Raw genomic sequence first — 16,354 nt, 5'->3', positions numbered from 1 at the left:
ACCCCTCGCGCCGGGGCGTGCCTGTCGGGACCCCCTCCGCGGGAATGTGTGCCCCTTCACACTGCCAGGGAAACAGGACGACCGGCCGGGCCATGAGGCCCGACCGGTCGGGAGGAGATGAAGGTCCCGGGCGGGCTTCAGCCCAGCGGGCCCCGCTTGCGCGCGACGATGCCCTCGTAGACCAGGGGGCTCGCGTCGGTGGCGAGACGGTGCCGGAAGCGCTCGCGGCGGACGACCTCGAGGGACCCGGAGGCGAGGCCCTCGGAGATCATGGTCGCGAAGCCGGAGGTGTCGTCCTCGGCGAGGAACGCGTCCTTGATGGTGAGCACGACCCACCCGCCGTCGGCGATCTGGTCGTAGGCGGTGCGGAAGGCCGCCGGCGGGATGTCGCCGAACCCGAGGGCCGCCACGACGGTGAGCGCGGTGAGCCGGTGGTCCGCGAGGGTCCGGGCGTCGGCCGGGTCGAGGGCGGTGAGGTCGGCGACCAGGTAGTCGGCGTAGAGGCCGGGGCGGTCGCGCTCGGCCGCCGCCTGCGCCTCGGGGAGGATGTCGACCCCGACGGCGTGCCCGACGCCGACCGAGGCGAGCTCCTCGGCCATGATCCCGTTGCCCGCGCCGAGGTCGAGGACCCGCACGTCGGCGGGCGTCTGGTCGGTGCCGGAGAGCGCGTCGACGAACAGGTCGGCCATGAAGCGCGGCGTGTCGCACCCGAGCACGTCGTAGAAGATCTTCTCGTAGAGCCCCGGCACGTCGAAGATCCGGTGGTAGTCGTGGAAGCGGAACTCCGACCAGGAGCCGTCGGACTGCTGGACCACGCACCACTCGTCGTCCTGGCTGAAGCGGCTGCTCGGCTCCGGCAGCGCGACGCGCAGGGCCCGGCGGGCCGCCGTGAGCGCACCCGGGCCGCGGTACACGCCCTCACCCAGCCGACCGTGCTCCCGGCGGGCGGCCTCGCTGCCGAGGTGGCCGGTGTGTCCTGCTCCGGCGACTGCGGAATCGAACCCGTTGACCGTCGACGTCATGGCGACCACCCTTCGGTCGCACCCGGGGCGCGACCAGCACGCGGACGAGCGGGGACGCCCGTCCGCAGGATCAGGACGGTCGATCGTCGTCAGGCGCCTCCGGACGGGTCAAGCCGAGCGCACGCCGGAGCGACCATCCTCACGATCGCTTGAAACGACGCCGCTGCGTCCGGACGCGATCACTGCTCGTGATCACGACGGGGTTTCGGTCACCGCCACTGGCCGCGTTGGTCCCGCGGGTCGTAACGCTGCGTGCGGTCCTGCGGGTTGGCGTAACCACCCTGGGGCGGGTACGGCGGTTGCGGGTCGTAGCTGCCGTACCGGTCGTCGTACCGGCCGTCGTAGGGCTGCTGCGGCTGCTGCGGCGGGTCGTAGGTGCGGCCGCCCCAGCCACCGCGCTGGGCGGGGCGCACCGAGGTCGCCGAGACCCCCGAGAGCATCGACACGATCCCGATGCCGATGGCGGCGTAGAGGACCCCGGTGGCGATGTGGGCCGAGATCGACCCCTCCGCGAGGAACACCTGCAGGATCAGCACGACGATCACGAGCACCGCGATCGCCGAGAAGAACGAGGCCGGGCGGGGCGTCGTCATGAGCAGCAGGTGCAGCAGTGCCGTGCTGGCCAGCGCGGCGATCGCGGCCGCGACGGGGATGACGGTGGAGGCGTTGTCGACCAACGCCCCCGACCGTCCCGCCGTCTGGATCCCGACCTCGAAGATGCTGTTGATGATGAGCACGCCGACGAAGGCGATGCCGGCGGCGACGAGGGCCGTGGCGACCCCGCCCGCCCAGAGGCGTCCGGGGACGACCTCGACGTCGCCGTCGTTCCAGGAACGCTGCGGGTAGCTCACGGGTCCGATCCTCCCCTGGCGGATACGGGAATGGTTGTACCGCACCGCCGCACGTTCACGATCGGAGGACGGACCCCTTCGTGTCTACGCCGCGGAGCGTTCAGCCGCCGGTCGACGCCGCAGCCGGGCGTGTTCGATCGCCGGCGGCGCGTACGAGACGTCGCCCGGGTCGACGTCGGTGCCCGGCGGCACGATCTCGTCGATGCGGTCGAGCACCTCGTCGTCGAGCGTGACCTCCGCCCCGGCGAGCAGGTCCTCGAGGTGCTCCATGGTGCGGGGCCCGATGATCGCGCTGGTCACGCCCGGGTGGGCCACCGCGAAGGCCATCGCCATGTGGGTCAGGGAGAGGCCGGCCTTCTCCGCGACCGGGATCAGCTCCTCCACCACGTCGAGCTTGCGCTCGTGGGTCAGCCGGCCCGGCGCGAACGACATCCGCTTCGAGTCGGTCTCCTGCCCCTTGCGGTACCGCCCGGTGAGAAGCCCCATGGCGAGCGGGCTCCACACCAGCGTGCCCATCCCGTAGCGCTCGCAGACGGGCAGCACCTCGCGCTCGATGCCGCGGTTGACGATCGAGTACGGCGGCTGCTCGGTGCGGAAGCGCTCGTAGCCGCGCCGTTCGGCGATCCAGTGCGACTCGACGAGCTCCGAGGCGGGGAACGTCGAGCAGCCGATCGCCCGGACCTTGCCGCTGCGCACCAGGTCGGTGAGCGCGGAGAGGGTCTCCTCGACGTCGGTGTCCGGCGACGGCCGGTGGATCTGGTAGAGGTCGATGTGGTCGGTCTGCAACCGGCGCAGCGAGTCCTCGACCTCCGCGACGATCCAGCGCCGCGAGTTCCCGGAGCGGTTGGGGTCCTCGCCCATGCCGCCGTGCACCTTGGTGGCGAGCACGACGTCGTCGCGCCGGCCGGCCAACGCCTTGCCGACGATCTCCTCCGACTCGCCCTGGGCGTAGACGTCGGCGGTGTCGACGAAGTTGATCCCGGCGTCGAGCGCGCGGTGGATGATCCGGATCGAGTCGTCGTGGTCGGGGTTGCCCCAGGCGCCGAACATCATCGCGCCCAGGCAGTAGGGGCTTACCTTGATGCCGGTGCGGCCCAGCGTGCGGTACTTCATGTGCGGATGTGCCTCCTTCGTCGGCCCGTGAGCACTTTCCGTGGTGACAGCCACGGAAAGTGCTCACGAGGCGCAGCCACCTACGGCTTCAGGACGACCTTCGAGTAGCCGTCCTCGCGGGCGTCGAAGCGCGCGTAGGCGTCCGGCGCCTCGTCGAGCGGGACCTCCTGGGACACCACGAACGAGGGCGTCGCCCGGCCCGCGACGATGAGGTCGCGCAGCTGGGCGTTGTAGGCCTTGGCGTCCGCCTGCCCGGTCCCCATCTTCTGGCCCTTCTCGAAGAAGCGGCCCACGTTGAACAGCAGCCGCCCGTTCGCGGCGTTCTCGTCCGGCGCGCCCGGGTCCTGCGGCAGGTAGAGCCCGACGATGCCGAGGCGTCCGGTGTGCCGCACCGCGTCTACGAGCTGGTTGAGCACGACGGCGGGCTGCTCCTCGCCGTCGTTCGCGGTGGCCTGGTAGCCGACCGCGTCGACGCCCTTGTCGGCCCCGAGGCCGTCGGTCTGGTCCACCACCTGCTCCACCGGGTCGCCGGCGGAGAAGTCGATCGGGATCGCCCCGATGTCCTCGGCGAGCTGCAGCCGGGAGGCGACCTTGTCCACCACGAAGACCTTCGAGGCGCCCTTGATGACGGCGGAGTACGCGGCCATGAGCCCGACCGGCCCGGCCCCGAACACCACGATCGACTCGCCGGGGTTGAGGTCGGCGAGGACCGTCGCGTGGTAGCCGGTGGGGAAGATGTCGGCGAGCATCGCGAAGTCGTTCTCGTGCTCCTCGCCGGGCGGGAGCACGAGGGCGTTGAAGTCGGCGAACGGCACGCGCAGGTACTCGGCCTGCCCGCCGGTGTACGGGCCCATCCCGACGTAGCCGTACGCGCCGCCCGCGTAGGGCGGGTTCACCGTCAGGCAGAACGCCGTCTTGCCGGCCAGGCAGTTCTTGCAGAACCCGCAGGCCACGTTGAACGGCAGCGAGACGCGGTCGCCCTTCCTGATGCGCGTGACCCCGGAGCCGACGTCCTCGACGACGCCCATGTTCTCGTGCCCGAAGACGATGCCGGTCTCGGCGACCGTGCGGCCCTCGTACATGTGCAGGTCGGACCCGCAGATGGCCGTCGTCGTGATCCGGATCAGGGCGTCGGTGGGGGCCTCCAGACGGGGGTCGTCCACCTGCTCGACGGCCACCTCGTTCGTCCCCTTGTAGACCACGGCTCGCATGAAGCTCCCTCCGCGGCGCCGGATGCACGGGTGCGCATCCGTCCGCCCCCGCGGGACTCCCCCGGCGCGTGGCGGTCTCAACCCCGCGCGGCGACCTTTTCCCGACGTCGCGTGCGGCGGCCGATGGCCGCGAACGCGGCGGCGACGAGTCCGGCGACGAGGAACGAGGTCAGCGAGGCGGAGAGCCACGACGGCGGCGTGAACCCGATCGCCTCCCGCAGCGACGTCCAGGCGTCGGACCACACCGGCGCCCCACCCGGGTTGATCAGCTGGTAGACGGCGAGCCCGATCACCCAGGCCACCACCATGAGCGGCCGCGACGGCGCCCAGCGCGACAGGTCGAGGGCGCCCCGGTTCACCAGGGCCTCCCCCACCCCGACCCCGAGCAGCGGGACGAAGATCGAGCCGATCACCGCGAGGAACACGGCGTAGTCGTCGATCGTCACGGCCAGGCCGAGCACGGTGATGAGGGCGCCGATGACGAGGCTGAGCACCCGCCGGTCGGCGCGTGGCAGGAGGTTCTGCGCGGACACCGCCGTGGAGTACACGTTCGCGAAGGACTGGTCGGTCTCGCGCAGCGTCAGGATCACCAGGGCGACGACGCCGAGCGGCGCGGCGAGCATCGGGGCGAACACCTGGTTGCCGTCGCCCGCGACGAGCGACAGCGCGGCGAGCCCGACGACGAAGCACAGGATCTGGGTGATGCCGTAGCCCACGGTGGCCGCGGTGAACGCCGTCGCCACCCGCTTCGAGTGCCGGGAGTAGTCCGAGGCGACCGGGATCCAGGAGACGGCCACCGCGATCGCGGCGTCGGTCCCCGCCCAGAACCCGGCCCAGGACCCGCTCGCCCCCAGGTCCGCCGCGGCGGGCCGGGTGAACAGCCACCAGGCGAGGTAGGCCACCGAGATCGCGACGAGGATCGTCACGACCCGGCGCAGCAACCGCAGCATCCCCAGCGGGCGCAGCGTCAGCAGCGTCGTCACGACCCCGGCCCCGACGATCCACGCCCAGGTCGGGCCGCCGATCGCGAGCGTCCCGGCCTGGGCGATGACGACGAGCTCGAAGGTGCCCCAGCCGATGAGCTGGACGACGTTGAGTACCGACGGGATCCAGGAGAGCACCCCGCCGAACAGGCCACGCAGCACCACCATGGCGGGCGCGCCGGTGCGGGCCCCGGGGATCGCCGACAGCCCGACCATCGCGCTGCCGATGACAGTGCCCACGACCGTCGCGAGGATCGCCGCCGGCACGGTGAGCGGCGGGGCGCCGGCGGGCTGGAGGACCGCGAGGACACCGGCGAAGCCGAGGAGGCTCACGCCGAGGTTGGCCCAGAAGGCTCCCTGGTCGAGGAAGCCGAGCGACCGGGGGACGGGGCCGTCGAGGGTGGGCGCGACCTCCGCCCGTTCGGGGGTGGACAGCGACGACGCGGCCATGCGACCTCCAGGGTTCCCTGCGCCGGCATGATCCGGATCAGGTTCGAACGGTCGGGACCGCCAGGTCCCCTCTCAGCCCGTTGCCCGGACTCCCGTAGGACGCACGCGCGCCCCGCCGCCGACGGTAGGCCGTCGGGCGACGGGGCGCGAGGGGTGGAGCGCGCTCAGGCGGGGAGGTTGATGCAGGTCTCGCCCGCGTTGATGCAGGTCGCGCCGGCCTCGTTCTGCTTCTTCGAGGCGAAGTTCTCGAAGTCGGAGTGGTCGGTGTTCGCCGCGTGCTGGTTGTCCGGGAAGGAGTCGATCGAGAACGCGCGGCCCGCCGGCTGGTCGTAGGTCAACGTGATCCGCAGGGCCGGCACCGGGACGAAGCCGTCACCGCAGTTGCCCGACGAGTCCGGGAAGGCCATGTGCGACCGGAGGTCCTTGGACTCCAGGTTCTGACCGTCCCAGCAGCTCGGGTAGTCGAGGAGCCGGACGAGCTTCGACCCCGACGGGCAGATCGGGTACTTGGCGGTGATCTGGTCGGTGTGGCCGGTGCAGGTGTACTTGGCGTTGGCGTTCTTGCCGTCCTGCACCTTGGCCTTCGCGTTGCCCGTGATGTTCATGAGGTGCTGGGGCAGCGCCTCGATCTTCCGGTCGCCGTGCCCGCGGAAGGTCAGCTGCGCCGAGACCGGCGTCAGGATGCGCCCGACGTTGCCGTCGAGGCTGCCGCCGTCCTTCCCGACGTCGTTCCCGACGCCGTTCAGGTCGCGCAGCACCGGCCAGAAGAAGGTGCTCCTGTCGCCGTTGCGGCACGACGTGCCCGCGGCGTCGAGCGACTCGTCGGTCGAGTTGCCGTTGGTCGAGGTGTTGCCGACGTAGTCGTGGGTGTGCTGGGCGCCGTTCCGCTTGCCCGGCGCGGCCATGTAGTTGTCCGAGTTGTTGTGGTCGCTGCGACCGCAGTCCACGGAGTAGCTGCCGCCGGAGAAGACGCCGCCCTCGCCGATGTTGCCGTTCTTCCCGACGTCGGCGATGTCGACGTACTGGTCGGAGCCCGCGGCCCTGATCTTGTCGCGGCCCGGGAACTCGACCTTCTTCTCGCCCTTGGCCTGCTTGGCCTGGTCGTCCTTCTTCTGGTCGTCGGACTTCTTGGCCTCGTCGGGCGACTGGTCCTTCCCGCCGTCGTTCTTGCCGTTGCCGTCGTGGCCGGTGCCGCCGCTCTTGGCGTCCTGGCCGTCCTGGCCGCCCTTCGTGGACCCGTCGGAGGAGCCGGAGCCGGAGCCGTCCTGGCCGTCCCCGCCCTTGCTGCTCTTGCCGTTCTTGCCGTTCCCGCCGCCGTCACCGGAGCCGGAGCCGGACGAGTCCTCGGAGCCGGACTTCGAGTCGGACTTGCCGCCGGTCAGCGAGGACAGGAAGCTGCTGCCGCCGGAGTCCCCGCCCTTGTCCTTCGCCAGGGCGTTGCCGCCGAGGACGACGGCGGTGCCGCCCACGAGCAGGGCGGCGACGGCGGCGAGGAGCCGGAGTGGGAGCCGGGTGCGATGTCGTCCACGTCGGGGCACGGGGAGACCTCCAGACGATCTCGGTCCCGGACCTCGGGGAGCGCGGTCCGGGTCGCGACGGCGGCGTCCGGTCGGCCGGAGCTCGGGGTGTCGACCGGGGGAGCCCGGACGTCGCCGTCTGCGTGGGGGAGCGGACCGGAACGCTAGGAGCGCCGACCGAGACCGGACCGTGATCTGAGAGTAAAGAGCGCTCCAAGCCGTCGACCGCACATCACGACGCGACGACGAGCAGGTCCACTGCTCCGCTCGGCCCAGTCGCTGCGACTAACGCCGGTTCTCGCTCTCAGGGAACCGCCCGTCGCACACGCCACACCGCCGTTCGGCGCGCGCTCGTTGCCCCGGCGCCGCGCACACGGCAGCCTGGTCGGCGATGCAACCCAATCGTTATGCGGACGCGGAGCGGGGCCGCGTGCTGTGTGTGGCTCCTCCTCACCGCACAACGAGCGTGCTCGTCGGTGCGTTGCGGTCCAACGGCTTCGAACCTCAACTCCTGCGGGAGAGCTGGAGCGTCGGCGCCGCGGCCCGGGCCGGCGGCGCTCGCGCGGTGGTCCTCGACGTCGAGATGAGCGGGCTCCGTCCGGTGGAGGTCCTCGCCGACCTGCACCGCGAGAGCCCCCGCACCCCGGTGATCGCGCTGACCTCGCCCGAGGCCCGCGACCGCACCGTCTCCACCCTGCGCGCGAGCCACGACGACTACCTGGTCACGCCCTTCCCCATGGAGGAGCTGCTGGCCCGGCTGCGCCTGCGGCTCGGCGACGACCGTCCGACCGCGCAGCTCTACCTGCGCCGCGGCGAGGTCATGGTCGACACGGCCCTGGAGCAGGTGTTCGTCGAGAACAAGCCGGTGAGCCTGTCGCGCACCGAGTACGCCGTCGTCGACGCCCTCATCCGCCACCCGCGCGGTCAGGCGATGTCGCAGGACGAGCTGGTCACCCGCGTCTGGGGCGGCCCGCCGACCTCCAACATCGTCGAGGTCTACATCGGCTACCTGCGCCGCAAGCTCGGCGCGGAGCGCATCCGCACCATCCGCGGTCGCGGGTACGTGCTCGAGGGCTGAGCCCCCCCCCGTCCCCGAACGCACGAACGGGCCGTTCATCACCTTCCGGCGTGATGAACGGCCCGTTCGTCGTGTGGGGCTCGGCTGTGGTGGGCTCAGTCGGTGAGCGACGCCAGCGCGACCTGACGGGCCCGGCGCTGCGCGTGCGCGACGGCGACGGCCTGCGCGCGGGCGGCCGCGGCGTCGGCCTTCGCGGCACGGCGGGCGCGCCATCCGCGCGGCTCCGGGACGGCGACGGGGGCCGGGGCGGGGGCCTCGGGGGCGCGGCGCGGGCCCGGGATCACCGGGAACGGCGTCGACCGGAGCGCGGCGTCCGGCGTCACCCGCGGCGCGGGGACGGCGGCGTTCTCGACGAGCGCGGCGGCGGTGTGGTGGCGGCCCATGATGTTCTCCCCCGAGGAGTGCGGGCCCCGAACGGCCCGCCGACACCCGGGATATCGCTGGGGTCGCAGAACTGTTTCACCTCGGTCGCCGGACCACCCGGACGGGTGTCGCTACAGCGACCGGATGAAGGCGACCTGCCGTTCGATCGAGGTCGCAAAGGGCTCGCCGACGTAGATGTCGAAGTGCCCGCAGTCGATCTCCACGGTCTCGACCGGTCCCCCGGCGGTCGCCGCGACCTTCCGGACGGCGGCCGGCGGCGCGATCGAGTCGGACGCCGCGACCACCAGCAGCATCGGGCACCGGACCCGCGGTGCGGCGGTGACCGGACGGTTGAACGGGATCGTCAGGATGTCCCGCGCCGGCATGTCGTTGACGAACGACGGGCCGATGATCGCGCCGTACCCGCCCTCGGCGTCGGGCGAGGTGATCGCCGCAACGGCGCCGGGCGGGCCGAAGATCGCCACCCGGTGCTCGCGGCGCCCGAGCGCGTGGCCGACCGCGTCGGCGATCGCGTGGGCCGACACCTTGAGCAGCTGCCACGGGCCGCCGTACCGGAGGATCTCGGTCAGGGCGCCGAGGCCGTCCATCGCCGCGCCCTGGGAGATGACGCCCGCGATCCGCGGGTCCGCCGCCGCGACCGCGACGACGTGCCCGCCCGAGTACGACGACCCCCACAGCACGATCCGCTCGGGGTCCACGCCGTCGATGAGCCGGGCCCGCGCCACCGCCGCGTGGTAGTCGCGGCGGTGCGCCCGGTGGTCGACGTGGCGCCGGGGCGTGCCCTCGGAGTCGGCGAACCCGCGGTAGTCGACGAGCAGGACGTCCGCACCCGCCGTCGTGAAGGCCTCGGCGAAGGGGCGCAGGCCCGAGTCGCGCGTGGCGCCGAAGCCGTGGGCCATCACCACGCACGGACGGCCGCCCGGGCCGGCGAGCGACTCGTCGTCGGCCCGGAGGTACGTCGTCCCGAGGCGTGCTCCGTCGGACTCGACCGTGATCTGCGTCTCCACGGCCGGGGAGGCTAGTGCTGCTCGGTGCTCACTCCCAACCCGGTCGGGCAGGACACCCCGGTACCGGCCATCGAGCAGTAGCCGTTCGGGATCCGGTGCAGGTACTGCTGGTGGTAGTCCTCGGCGTAGTAGAACGCGCCGAGCGGGGCGATCTCCGTGGTGATCTCGCCCTTGCGCGCAGCGGTCAGTGCCTGCTGGAACGCCTCGCGGGTGGACTCGGCGATCGCGCGCTGCGACTCGTCGGCGTAGTAGATCGCCGAGCGGTACGTGGTGCCGACGTCGTTGCCCTGGCGCATCCGCTGCGTCGGGTCGTGCTCCTCCCAGAACAGCCGGACCAGCTGCTCGTAGGTGATCACGGCGGGGTCGAACACGACGAGCACCACCTCGGCGTGGCCGGTGAGGTTGGTGCAGGTCTCCTCGTACGTGGGGTTCGGCGTGTAGCCCCCGGAGTAGCCCACCGCCGTGACCCACACCCCGGGCTGCCGCCAGAACAGCCGCTCGGCACCCCAGAAGCAGCCCATGCCGAAGACGGCGGTCTGCAGACCGTCAGGAAACGGCGGCTTCAGCGGCCGGCCGTTGACGAGGCTGCGCTCGAGGGTGGGCAGCGGCGACCGGCGGCCCGGCAGGGCGTCGGCGGGGTCGACCATCTCGCGCTTGTCACGACCGAACCAGCTCATGGGCGCGAGGCTACGCGGATCAGGTGCCGAACAGCCCCGTCTCGAACGGACCTCCGGTGGGCTCGCCGACGCGCAGGAACCACTCGGTGCCGAACGCGGCGGCGAAGGCCTCGTCGGGCAGGGCGAGGAAGAACGACTCGGGCGCGATCTGGCTGGCGTGCGCGCGCATGGCGTCACGCTTGGCCCCGAGCCAGGGCGTGACGTCGACGCGGGTGGTGAGCTCCGCCTCCGGGGTGCCCATCGCCTCCAGCTGGCGCTCGTCGGGCCCCTCGCCGTCGCCGAGTCCGAGCCCCGCCTCGCGCGCCATCGCCATGAGGCGGCGCATCTCGTCGCGGTTCGTGGTGGCCTGGTAGACCCGCGGCGTCCCGGCGATCTCGGCCGCGCGCTGCCCGACGTGGTGCACCTGCACGTGGTCGGGGTGGCCGTAGCCGCCGTGGTCGTCGTAGTGGGTGAGGACGTCGGCGTCCTCCTCGCGCAGGATCGCGGCCAGCCTCTGCGCGGCCTCCTCGACGTCCGCCGCGGCGAACGCGCCCTCGCCGTCGTTGGTCTCCGTGCCGACCATCCCGGAGTCGACGTAGCCGAGGAACTCGGTCCGCGCCGCACCCAGGATCCGCGCGGACTCCAGCGTCTCCGCGTGCCGGCGGTGCGCCAACGTCTCCCCGGGCTCCAGGACGTCCTGCACGATCTCGCCGTGCTCACCGCCGGTGGCCACGACGAGCACCACCCGGTGCCCCGCGTCCGCGGCGGCCCGCATCACGCCGCCGCAGGCGATGCACTCGTCGTCGGGATGGGCGTGGAAGGTCACGAGCGTCGCCACGACCGCGGAGCGTAGGTCAGCCCAGGCTGAACGACAGCACGAGGATCAGGATCACGACGACCACCACCGCGATCGTCCCCAACGTCGACGCCAGGCCGCGGCGGCCGCCGTAGAACACGTCCGACCCCGCGATTCCCGACGGCGGGTCCTGCCGCTCCGGCGGCCGGTCCACCCACGGCGGGGTGGTGCGCGACGCCGGGACCGGGGCCGACGGTCGCCGACCCGCCGGTACTCCGGGGACGACCTGGGTGCGCTCCGGGACCGCGAACGTCGGCGGCTGGAACGTCGAGGGCGGCACGACCTGCGTGGTGTCGGCGGGGTCGTGCACCACCTGGGTCGCGTCGGCGTCGGGGGTGCCCGGCGCGGGACCCCACCGGAAGGGCGGCGGGAACGGGTCCGCGGGCGACGGGGTGGGTGTGGGGAACGCGTCCGTCTGCTCCCCGCCTGGCCGAAGGGCACCGTCGGTCGGATAGGTGGGCCGGCGGCGCCCTTCGCCCGCGGTCGTGTCCGCCTCGGCCGCTGACCGAAGGGCACCGTCGCTCGGATAGGTGGGCCGCGGGCGCCCTTCGCCGGCGATCGGAGGCGCCGGGCGCCCTTCGCTGGCGACCCGAGGCGCCGGACGCCCGGTCGGCGCCGGACGGGACGCGACAGATGGCACGGCCGGGATCGGGTCCACAACCGGCACAGCCGGGATCGGGGACGCGACCGATGGCGCCGCCGGGAGCGGGTCCACGGCAGGCACGGCCGGCAGCGGGTCGACGGCCGGCACCGGGTCGGCCTTCTCGGTGACCGGCGGCCCGGTGACCGGATCCTCCGCAGTCGGTGGCTGCGGCGCCCGTCGGGAGGACTCCTCGGCCGTGGTCGTCGTCTCCTCCGCGGCGACCCGGGCCGCCTCCTCGCGTCGGCGAGCGATCAGCACGTCCCGGCGGCGCCGGTAGGAGGTCGCGTCGACCCGACCCGCGGCGAGGTCGGCGTCGAGCCGCTGCAGCTCCTCGCTGGCCTCCACCGGGCGGTCACCCCCTCCACAACCGGTCGCCGCGCGCACCGTAACCGAATCGGACATCGAGCGGCGCTCCCGAGATCCGCACGGGCACGTCGAGGGCGTTCCAAACCGGACGATGCGAGATCACCGCCACATGTATCCGAACGATCGGGCCCCCGGCCACGAAGGTGCTGCCGACGGAAACGTCGCCCGCTGAGCTGCCAGCGTCGAGAGGACCCACGCCGTGTCGTCGACCATGCCCCTGCCCGACCCGAACCCGGTGCGCGGGGAGCGCGTCATCCCGCGCCCGGCCGAGGGCGTCTGGCCCGGACTCCAGGATCCCGGCGAGAACCGGGTGCGGATGGTCATCTCGCGCTCGCTGCTGCGGGCGGCCGTGCGCCGGATGCCGATGCGGCTCGTGTGGCCGGACGGGTCGAGCGAGGGCTCCGGCGACGCGACCAGCCCGGCGATGCGGATCATCCGCCCGGAGGCGTTCTTCACGCGCCTCGGCACCGAGGGACTCATCGGCCTGGGCGAGGGCTGGATGGTCGGGGACTGGGACTCCGACGACCTCGTGGGCGTCATGCGCTGCTTCACCGACCACATCGAGTCGCTGGTCCCGCGCCCGGTCCGCAAGCTGCGCCGGCTCTACGACCGCGGGCAGCCGCGCGAGGAGCGCGCCGCCGACGCCGCCGTCTCGCAGGAGAACGTGCACCGGCACTACGACCTGTCGAACGACCTGTTCCAACTCTTCCTCGACGAGTCGATGATGTACTCGGCCGCCTGGTTCCAGGGTCCGGTGGGTCCCGACGGGCAGCACCTCGAGTCGCTCACCGCCGCCCAGCACCGCAAGGTCGACGGCATCCTCGACCTCGCCGGCGTCCGTGAGGGCTCCCGCGTCATCGAGATCGGCACCGGCTGGGGCGAGGCCGCCATCCGCGCGGCGCAGCGCGGGGCCCGCGTCACCACCCTCACCCTCTCGGTGGAGCAGGCCGACCTCGCCCGCTCCCGCGCGCAGGCCGCCGGGGTCTCCGACCGGATCACCATCGACATCCGCGACTACCGCGACGCCCGCGGCGAGTACGACGCGGCGATCTCGATCGAGATGATCGAGGCGGTCGGCGCCCGCTACTGGCCGGAGTACTTCCGCACGATCGACCGGTTGCTCGCGCCGGGCGGGCGGTTCGGCCTGCAGGCGATCACGATGCCGCACCACCGGCTCCAGGCGACCAAGGCGTCGTACACCTGGATCCACAAGTACATCTTCCCCGGCGGGATCATCCCCAGCGTCGAGGCGATCGAGCAGACGCTCGCCCGCCACACCTCGCTGCGCATCGACGACCGGCGCTCGATCGGCCTCGACTACGCGGAGACCCTGCACCGCTGGCGGGACACCTTCCTCGCCCGCGAGGAGCAGGTCCGGGCCCTCGGCTTCGACGAGACCTTCGTGCGGATGTGGGACTTCTACCTCGCCTACTGCGAGGCCGGGTTCGCGTCGCGCTACCTCGACGACTTCCAGTTCGGGATCGCACGCCCCTGACGGCGGGTCGGGTCCGGTCGGGTGTGACCCGCACCCGTAACGGTCAGCCCTGACCGTCGGGGGGATAGCCTCCGCGCGACGCGGGGCCACCCGACCGACCCGTCCGACCACTGCCGAGGAGTGCACCCACCATGGACGTAACCGACGTCGCCGCCATCGTCACGGGAGGGGCGTCCGGCCTGGGCGGGGCCACCGTCCGCCGGCTCGCCGCCGACGGCGCCCACGTCATCGCGATCGACCTGCCGAAGGCGATCGACAACGCCGAGAAGCTGCAACGCGTCGACTACGTCCCCGCCGACGTCACCGACGGCGACCAGGTCCAGGCGGCGGTCGATGCCGCAGTGGGCACCGGGCTGCCGCTGCGCGTCGTGGTCAACTGCGCGGGCATCGGTACCGCGGGCCGCGTGCTCTCGAAGAAGGGCCCGCACGACCTCGGGGTGTTCTCGCAGGTCGTCGGGGTGAACCTGATCGGCACCTTCAACGTCATGCGGCTCGCCGCCGCCGCGATCGCGCAGACCGAGCCGCTGGAGCACAACGCCCGCGGCGTCGTGGTCAACACCGCGTCGATCGCGGCCTTCGAGGGTCAGATCGGTCAGATCGCCTACGCGGCGTCGAAGGGCGGCGTGGTCGGCATGACCGTGCCCGCCGCGCGCGACCTCGCGCAGTACGGCATCCGCGTCATGACGATCGCCCCCGGCATCGTCGACACCCCGATGCTCGCGGGCGTCGAGGAGTCCTTCCGCGCCGACCTCGCGAAGGGCGTCCCGTTCCCGCAGCGGCTCGGCGACCCGACCGAGTACGCGAAGCTCGTCGGCATGATCGTCGGGCACGACTACCTGAACGGCGAGGTCATCCGGATGGACGGGGCCCTGCGCATGCAGCCTCGCTGAGCGGCTCGCCCGCCCCCTCGGGGTCGGGCCGGAGATCGTCGAGGTGCGGCACGGCGAGTACCGCGTCCGAGGTCATCCACGTCCGCAGGGCGTGGGTGGCCCGGACGTCGTCCTCGTTGTAGATCAGCAACCGGTCTCGCATCGCGGGCTCGGGCGCGTCCCCGTCGAGGCCGACCGCGCGCCGGTACCAGCGCATCGAGTTCTCCCCGCCGGCCTCCGGATCCCGCCAGCCGAACCCGGCCGAGGGGGCGACCCGCTTCAGTCCCTTGCCCCGGGGACACAGGAACGACGTGCTCACGGCCGGGAACAGGTCGATCCAGGCGTCGGAGGCGATGAACGCCTCCACCTCCTCGGCGGCGGGGATGCCCGGCTCCCCCGCGAAGCGCTCCACCGACCCGCGCAGCCACCGGTTCTCGGCCTGCTCGTTGTAGCAGTAGGAGCGGAACGACAGACCCCGCTCCGCCGCGCGCCGGCGCACGTCGGTGAGCCACGCCCAGAAGGCCGCGAAGGACCGTGCCTCGTCCCGCGTCGGGACCGGGTCCCAGGTGGCGAAGCCGCGGTACCCGTGCTCGAGGCCCACGTCGGCGCCGCTGAGCAGCACCCCCCAGAGGTAGGCGCCGTCCTCGCCGAGGCTCTCCATGTCGACGTCGACCTCGACGGCGCCGCGCGGCACGTCGGGGCGGTGCACCCGCCGGACCAGCGGCACGTCCGCCCGCCAGGCGCGCGCGAGGGCCACGGCCTCCCGCAGGTCGGCCGACAACTCTCCCCCCGCGTGCTCGTCGTCCGTGTCGGCCGGCTCGGGCAGCCCCTGGCGCGGGTCGAGCGTGGCGAGCATCCGCACGGTGGTGATCCCCCGGCCGCGCAGCCGCAGCGCGTCCTCGCCGCGGACCACGAGGCTCACGTCGTCGGCGCGGCGCAGCTCGGACTCGCAGACGGGCCACCACGGGCAGCGGCGGCACTCGGTGATCCGCGAGGGCTCCGCCAGTGCGGGGCCGCCCGCCCGGGCGGCGGTGGCGACCGCGAGCCGGTCGGCGAACCGCCGGTCGTACGTGTCGAGCGCGCTGCGGCCCGCCTCCTGCCCCGGACCGGCGGCGAGGTCGGTCCAGACCACGCAGTCGGCGTCGAGGCCCACCACGCCGCCCCAGGCCCGGCTCGCCCCGAGCCCGGCGGCCGCGAGCATGCGGTGCAGGTGGGCCAGGCGCAGCACGTCCCGGGACACGGCACGGACGCGCCGATCGGGGTCGACGGTCGCCGCCGAGGGGTGCGGCCGGTCCAGCGGCGAGGTCAGCGCCCCCGCGCCCGGATCGCTCACCCGGTGGCGGACCACGATGAGCGGGTACCAGCCGGCGTCGTCCCCGCCGGCCCGGACGAGGAGCTCCGCGTGCCCGCGGCGGCCGTCCCCCGGCGGCAGCTCCGCGGCGCCGATCGCCCGCACCGCCGGGTCGGCCATCAACGCCGACGTGGCCTCGACCCGCTCGGCCCGCCGGCCGTCCGGCACCCGTCGGTAGGCGGCGCCCAGCTCCACCGCGAACCGCGCGGCGAGCTGCGCGCGGTGCTCCGCGGCGTCGGCCACCCGCATCTCGACCCCGGGATCGGGCTCGGGCAGGACGATCTGGCCCGCGCCCTCGACGCCGGTGGCCCCGACCGCCCCACCGGCCACCGGATCGTGCTCGAGGTGGACCCGGCGCCGGCACCGCGTGGTGACCGCGGCGTCGAGCAGCACCGTGCCCGCCACCGGCACCGACCGGCCGTCGGGATCGAAGCTGCCCATGGTCGTCAGAGTGCCACGGACCCCCGACGGTCTCCGTGTCACCGCCCACGGAGGGGGCGCC

At 73.2% G+C, this 16,354-nt stretch carries 15 protein-coding genes and 1 riboswitch; of the genes, 3 read left to right on the top strand and 12 right to left on the bottom strand.

Annotated elements, in window-relative coordinates; translation table 11 throughout:
• Window positions 1-137: 137 nt before the first annotated feature.
• The 6 genes from A3CO_RS0107730 to A3CO_RS35450 form a co-directional block, all read right to left on the bottom strand.
• Window positions 138-1,022, bottom strand: a complete 885-nt coding sequence (locus A3CO_RS0107730; protein WP_157647185.1) for a methyltransferase domain-containing protein — start codon at window positions 1,020-1,022, stop codon at window positions 138-140.
• Between the two features lie 209 nt (window positions 1,023-1,231).
• The gene (locus A3CO_RS35455; RefSeq protein WP_018331670.1) at window positions 1,232-1,873 is read right to left on the bottom strand and encodes a hypothetical protein; all 642 of its coding nucleotides are present in this window, start codon (window positions 1,871-1,873) and stop codon (window positions 1,232-1,234) included.
• An 84-nt stretch (window positions 1,874-1,957) separates the two neighbouring features.
• On the bottom strand, window positions 1,958-2,986 hold the full coding sequence (locus tag A3CO_RS0107720) for an aldo/keto reductase (RefSeq protein ID WP_018331669.1): 1,029 nt from the start codon (window positions 2,984-2,986) through the stop codon (window positions 1,958-1,960).
• 80 nt (window positions 2,987-3,066) lie between these two features.
• On the bottom strand, window positions 3,067-4,197 hold the full coding sequence (locus tag A3CO_RS0107715) for a glutathione-independent formaldehyde dehydrogenase (protein WP_026204386.1): 1,131 nt from the start codon (window positions 4,195-4,197) through the stop codon (window positions 3,067-3,069).
• Window positions 4,198-4,274: 77 nt separating this feature from the next.
• Window positions 4,275-5,630: a purine-cytosine permease family protein gene (locus A3CO_RS0107710; RefSeq protein ID WP_018331667.1), complete on the bottom strand. Its 1,356-nt coding sequence runs from the start codon at window positions 5,628-5,630 to the stop codon at window positions 4,275-4,277.
• Window positions 5,631-5,643: 13 nt separating this feature from the next.
• Window positions 5,644-5,727: riboswitch (TPP riboswitch) on the bottom strand.
• Window positions 5,728-5,794: 67 nt separating this feature from the next.
• On the bottom strand, window positions 5,795-7,168 hold the full coding sequence (locus tag A3CO_RS35450) for a DUF1996 domain-containing protein (RefSeq protein ID WP_018331666.1): 1,374 nt from the start codon (window positions 7,166-7,168) through the stop codon (window positions 5,795-5,797).
• Window positions 7,169-7,613: 445 nt separating this feature from the next.
• On the opposite strand from A3CO_RS35450, the gene A3CO_RS30700 reads away from it, so the two are divergent.
• Complete coding sequence (locus A3CO_RS30700; RefSeq protein ID WP_018331665.1) at window positions 7,614-8,225, top strand: response regulator transcription factor; 612 nt, start codon at window positions 7,614-7,616, stop codon at window positions 8,223-8,225.
• Between the two features lie 95 nt (window positions 8,226-8,320).
• Here A3CO_RS30700 and A3CO_RS0107695 read toward each other — a convergent pair whose 3' ends face one another.
• The 5 genes from A3CO_RS0107695 to A3CO_RS0107675 form a co-directional block, all read right to left on the bottom strand.
• A complete protein-coding gene (locus A3CO_RS0107695; RefSeq protein WP_018331664.1) occupies window positions 8,321-8,608 on the bottom strand; it encodes a hypothetical protein in 288 nt (95 codons plus the stop codon).
• Between the two features lie 111 nt (window positions 8,609-8,719).
• A complete protein-coding gene (locus A3CO_RS0107690; RefSeq protein WP_018331663.1) occupies window positions 8,720-9,616 on the bottom strand; it encodes an alpha/beta hydrolase in 897 nt (298 codons plus the stop codon).
• An 11-nt stretch (window positions 9,617-9,627) separates the two neighbouring features.
• Window positions 9,628-10,293 carry a peptide-methionine (S)-S-oxide reductase MsrA gene (msrA, locus tag A3CO_RS0107685; protein WP_018331662.1) on the bottom strand — a complete coding sequence of 222 codons (666 nt, stop codon included), beginning with the start codon at window positions 10,291-10,293 and terminating at the stop codon, window positions 9,628-9,630.
• A gap of 19 nt (window positions 10,294-10,312) precedes the next feature.
• Window positions 10,313-11,110 carry a PIG-L family deacetylase gene (locus A3CO_RS0107680; protein WP_018331661.1) on the bottom strand — a complete coding sequence of 266 codons (798 nt, stop codon included), beginning with the start codon at window positions 11,108-11,110 and terminating at the stop codon, window positions 10,313-10,315.
• Between the two features lie 16 nt (window positions 11,111-11,126).
• A complete protein-coding gene (locus A3CO_RS0107675) occupies window positions 11,127-12,116 on the bottom strand; it encodes a hypothetical protein (protein ID WP_026204385.1) in 990 nt (329 codons plus the stop codon).
• A 220-nt stretch (window positions 12,117-12,336) separates the two neighbouring features.
• On the opposite strand from A3CO_RS0107675, the gene A3CO_RS0107670 reads away from it, so the two are divergent.
• Together A3CO_RS0107670 and A3CO_RS0107665 are read left to right on the top strand one after the other, a co-directional pair.
• Window positions 12,337-13,632 carry an SAM-dependent methyltransferase gene (locus A3CO_RS0107670; RefSeq protein WP_018331660.1) on the top strand — a complete coding sequence of 432 codons (1,296 nt, stop codon included), beginning with the start codon at window positions 12,337-12,339 and terminating at the stop codon, window positions 13,630-13,632.
• Window positions 13,633-13,763: 131 nt separating this feature from the next.
• Window positions 13,764-14,522: an SDR family NAD(P)-dependent oxidoreductase gene (locus tag A3CO_RS0107665; protein ID WP_018331659.1), complete on the top strand. Its 759-nt coding sequence runs from the start codon at window positions 13,764-13,766 to the stop codon at window positions 14,520-14,522.
• Here A3CO_RS0107665 and A3CO_RS30695 read toward each other — a convergent pair.
• Complete coding sequence (locus tag A3CO_RS30695) at window positions 14,482-16,293, bottom strand: TM0106 family RecB-like putative nuclease (protein WP_018331658.1); 1,812 nt, start codon at window positions 16,291-16,293, stop codon at window positions 14,482-14,484. The two genes, A3CO_RS0107665 and A3CO_RS30695, sit on opposite strands and share 41 nt — an antisense overlap.
• Between the last annotated feature and the right edge of the window lie 61 nt (window positions 16,294-16,354).

The organism is Actinomycetospora chiangmaiensis DSM 45062, from assembly GCF_000379625.1.
Lineage (GTDB): Bacteria > Actinomycetota > Actinomycetes > Mycobacteriales > Pseudonocardiaceae > Actinomycetospora > Actinomycetospora chiangmaiensis.
The sequence above is the reverse complement of the archived record's forward strand: the minus strand, read 5'-3'. Positions and strand labels throughout refer to the sequence as shown.

Bases quoted from the DNA above. Each gene is read 5' to 3' on its own strand.
- A3CO_RS0107730 (WP_157647185.1), bottom strand. From the start codon at position 1,022: ATGACGTCGACGGTCAACGGGTTCGATTCCGCAGTCGCCGGAGCAGGA.
- A3CO_RS0107720 (WP_018331669.1), bottom strand. From the start codon at position 2,986: ATGAAGTACCGCACGCTGGGCCGCACCGGCATCAAGGTAAGCCCCTAC.
- A3CO_RS0107715 (WP_026204386.1), bottom strand. From the start codon at position 4,197: ATGCGAGCCGTGGTCTACAAGGGGACGAACGAGGTGGCCGTCGAGCAG.
- A3CO_RS0107710 (WP_018331667.1), bottom strand. From the start codon at position 5,630: ATGGCCGCGTCGTCGCTGTCCACCCCCGAACGGGCGGAGGTCGCGCCC.
- A3CO_RS0107695 (WP_018331664.1), bottom strand. From the start codon at position 8,608: ATGGGCCGCCACCACACCGCCGCCGCGCTCGTCGAGAACGCCGCCGTC.
- msrA (WP_018331662.1), bottom strand. From the start codon at position 10,293: ATGAGCTGGTTCGGTCGTGACAAGCGCGAGATGGTCGACCCCGCCGAC.
- A3CO_RS0107665 (WP_018331659.1), top strand. From the start codon at position 13,764: ATGGACGTAACCGACGTCGCCGCCATCGTCACGGGAGGGGCGTCCGGC.
- A3CO_RS30695 (WP_018331658.1), bottom strand. From the start codon at position 16,293: ATGGGCAGCTTCGATCCCGACGGCCGGTCGGTGCCGGTGGCGGGCACG.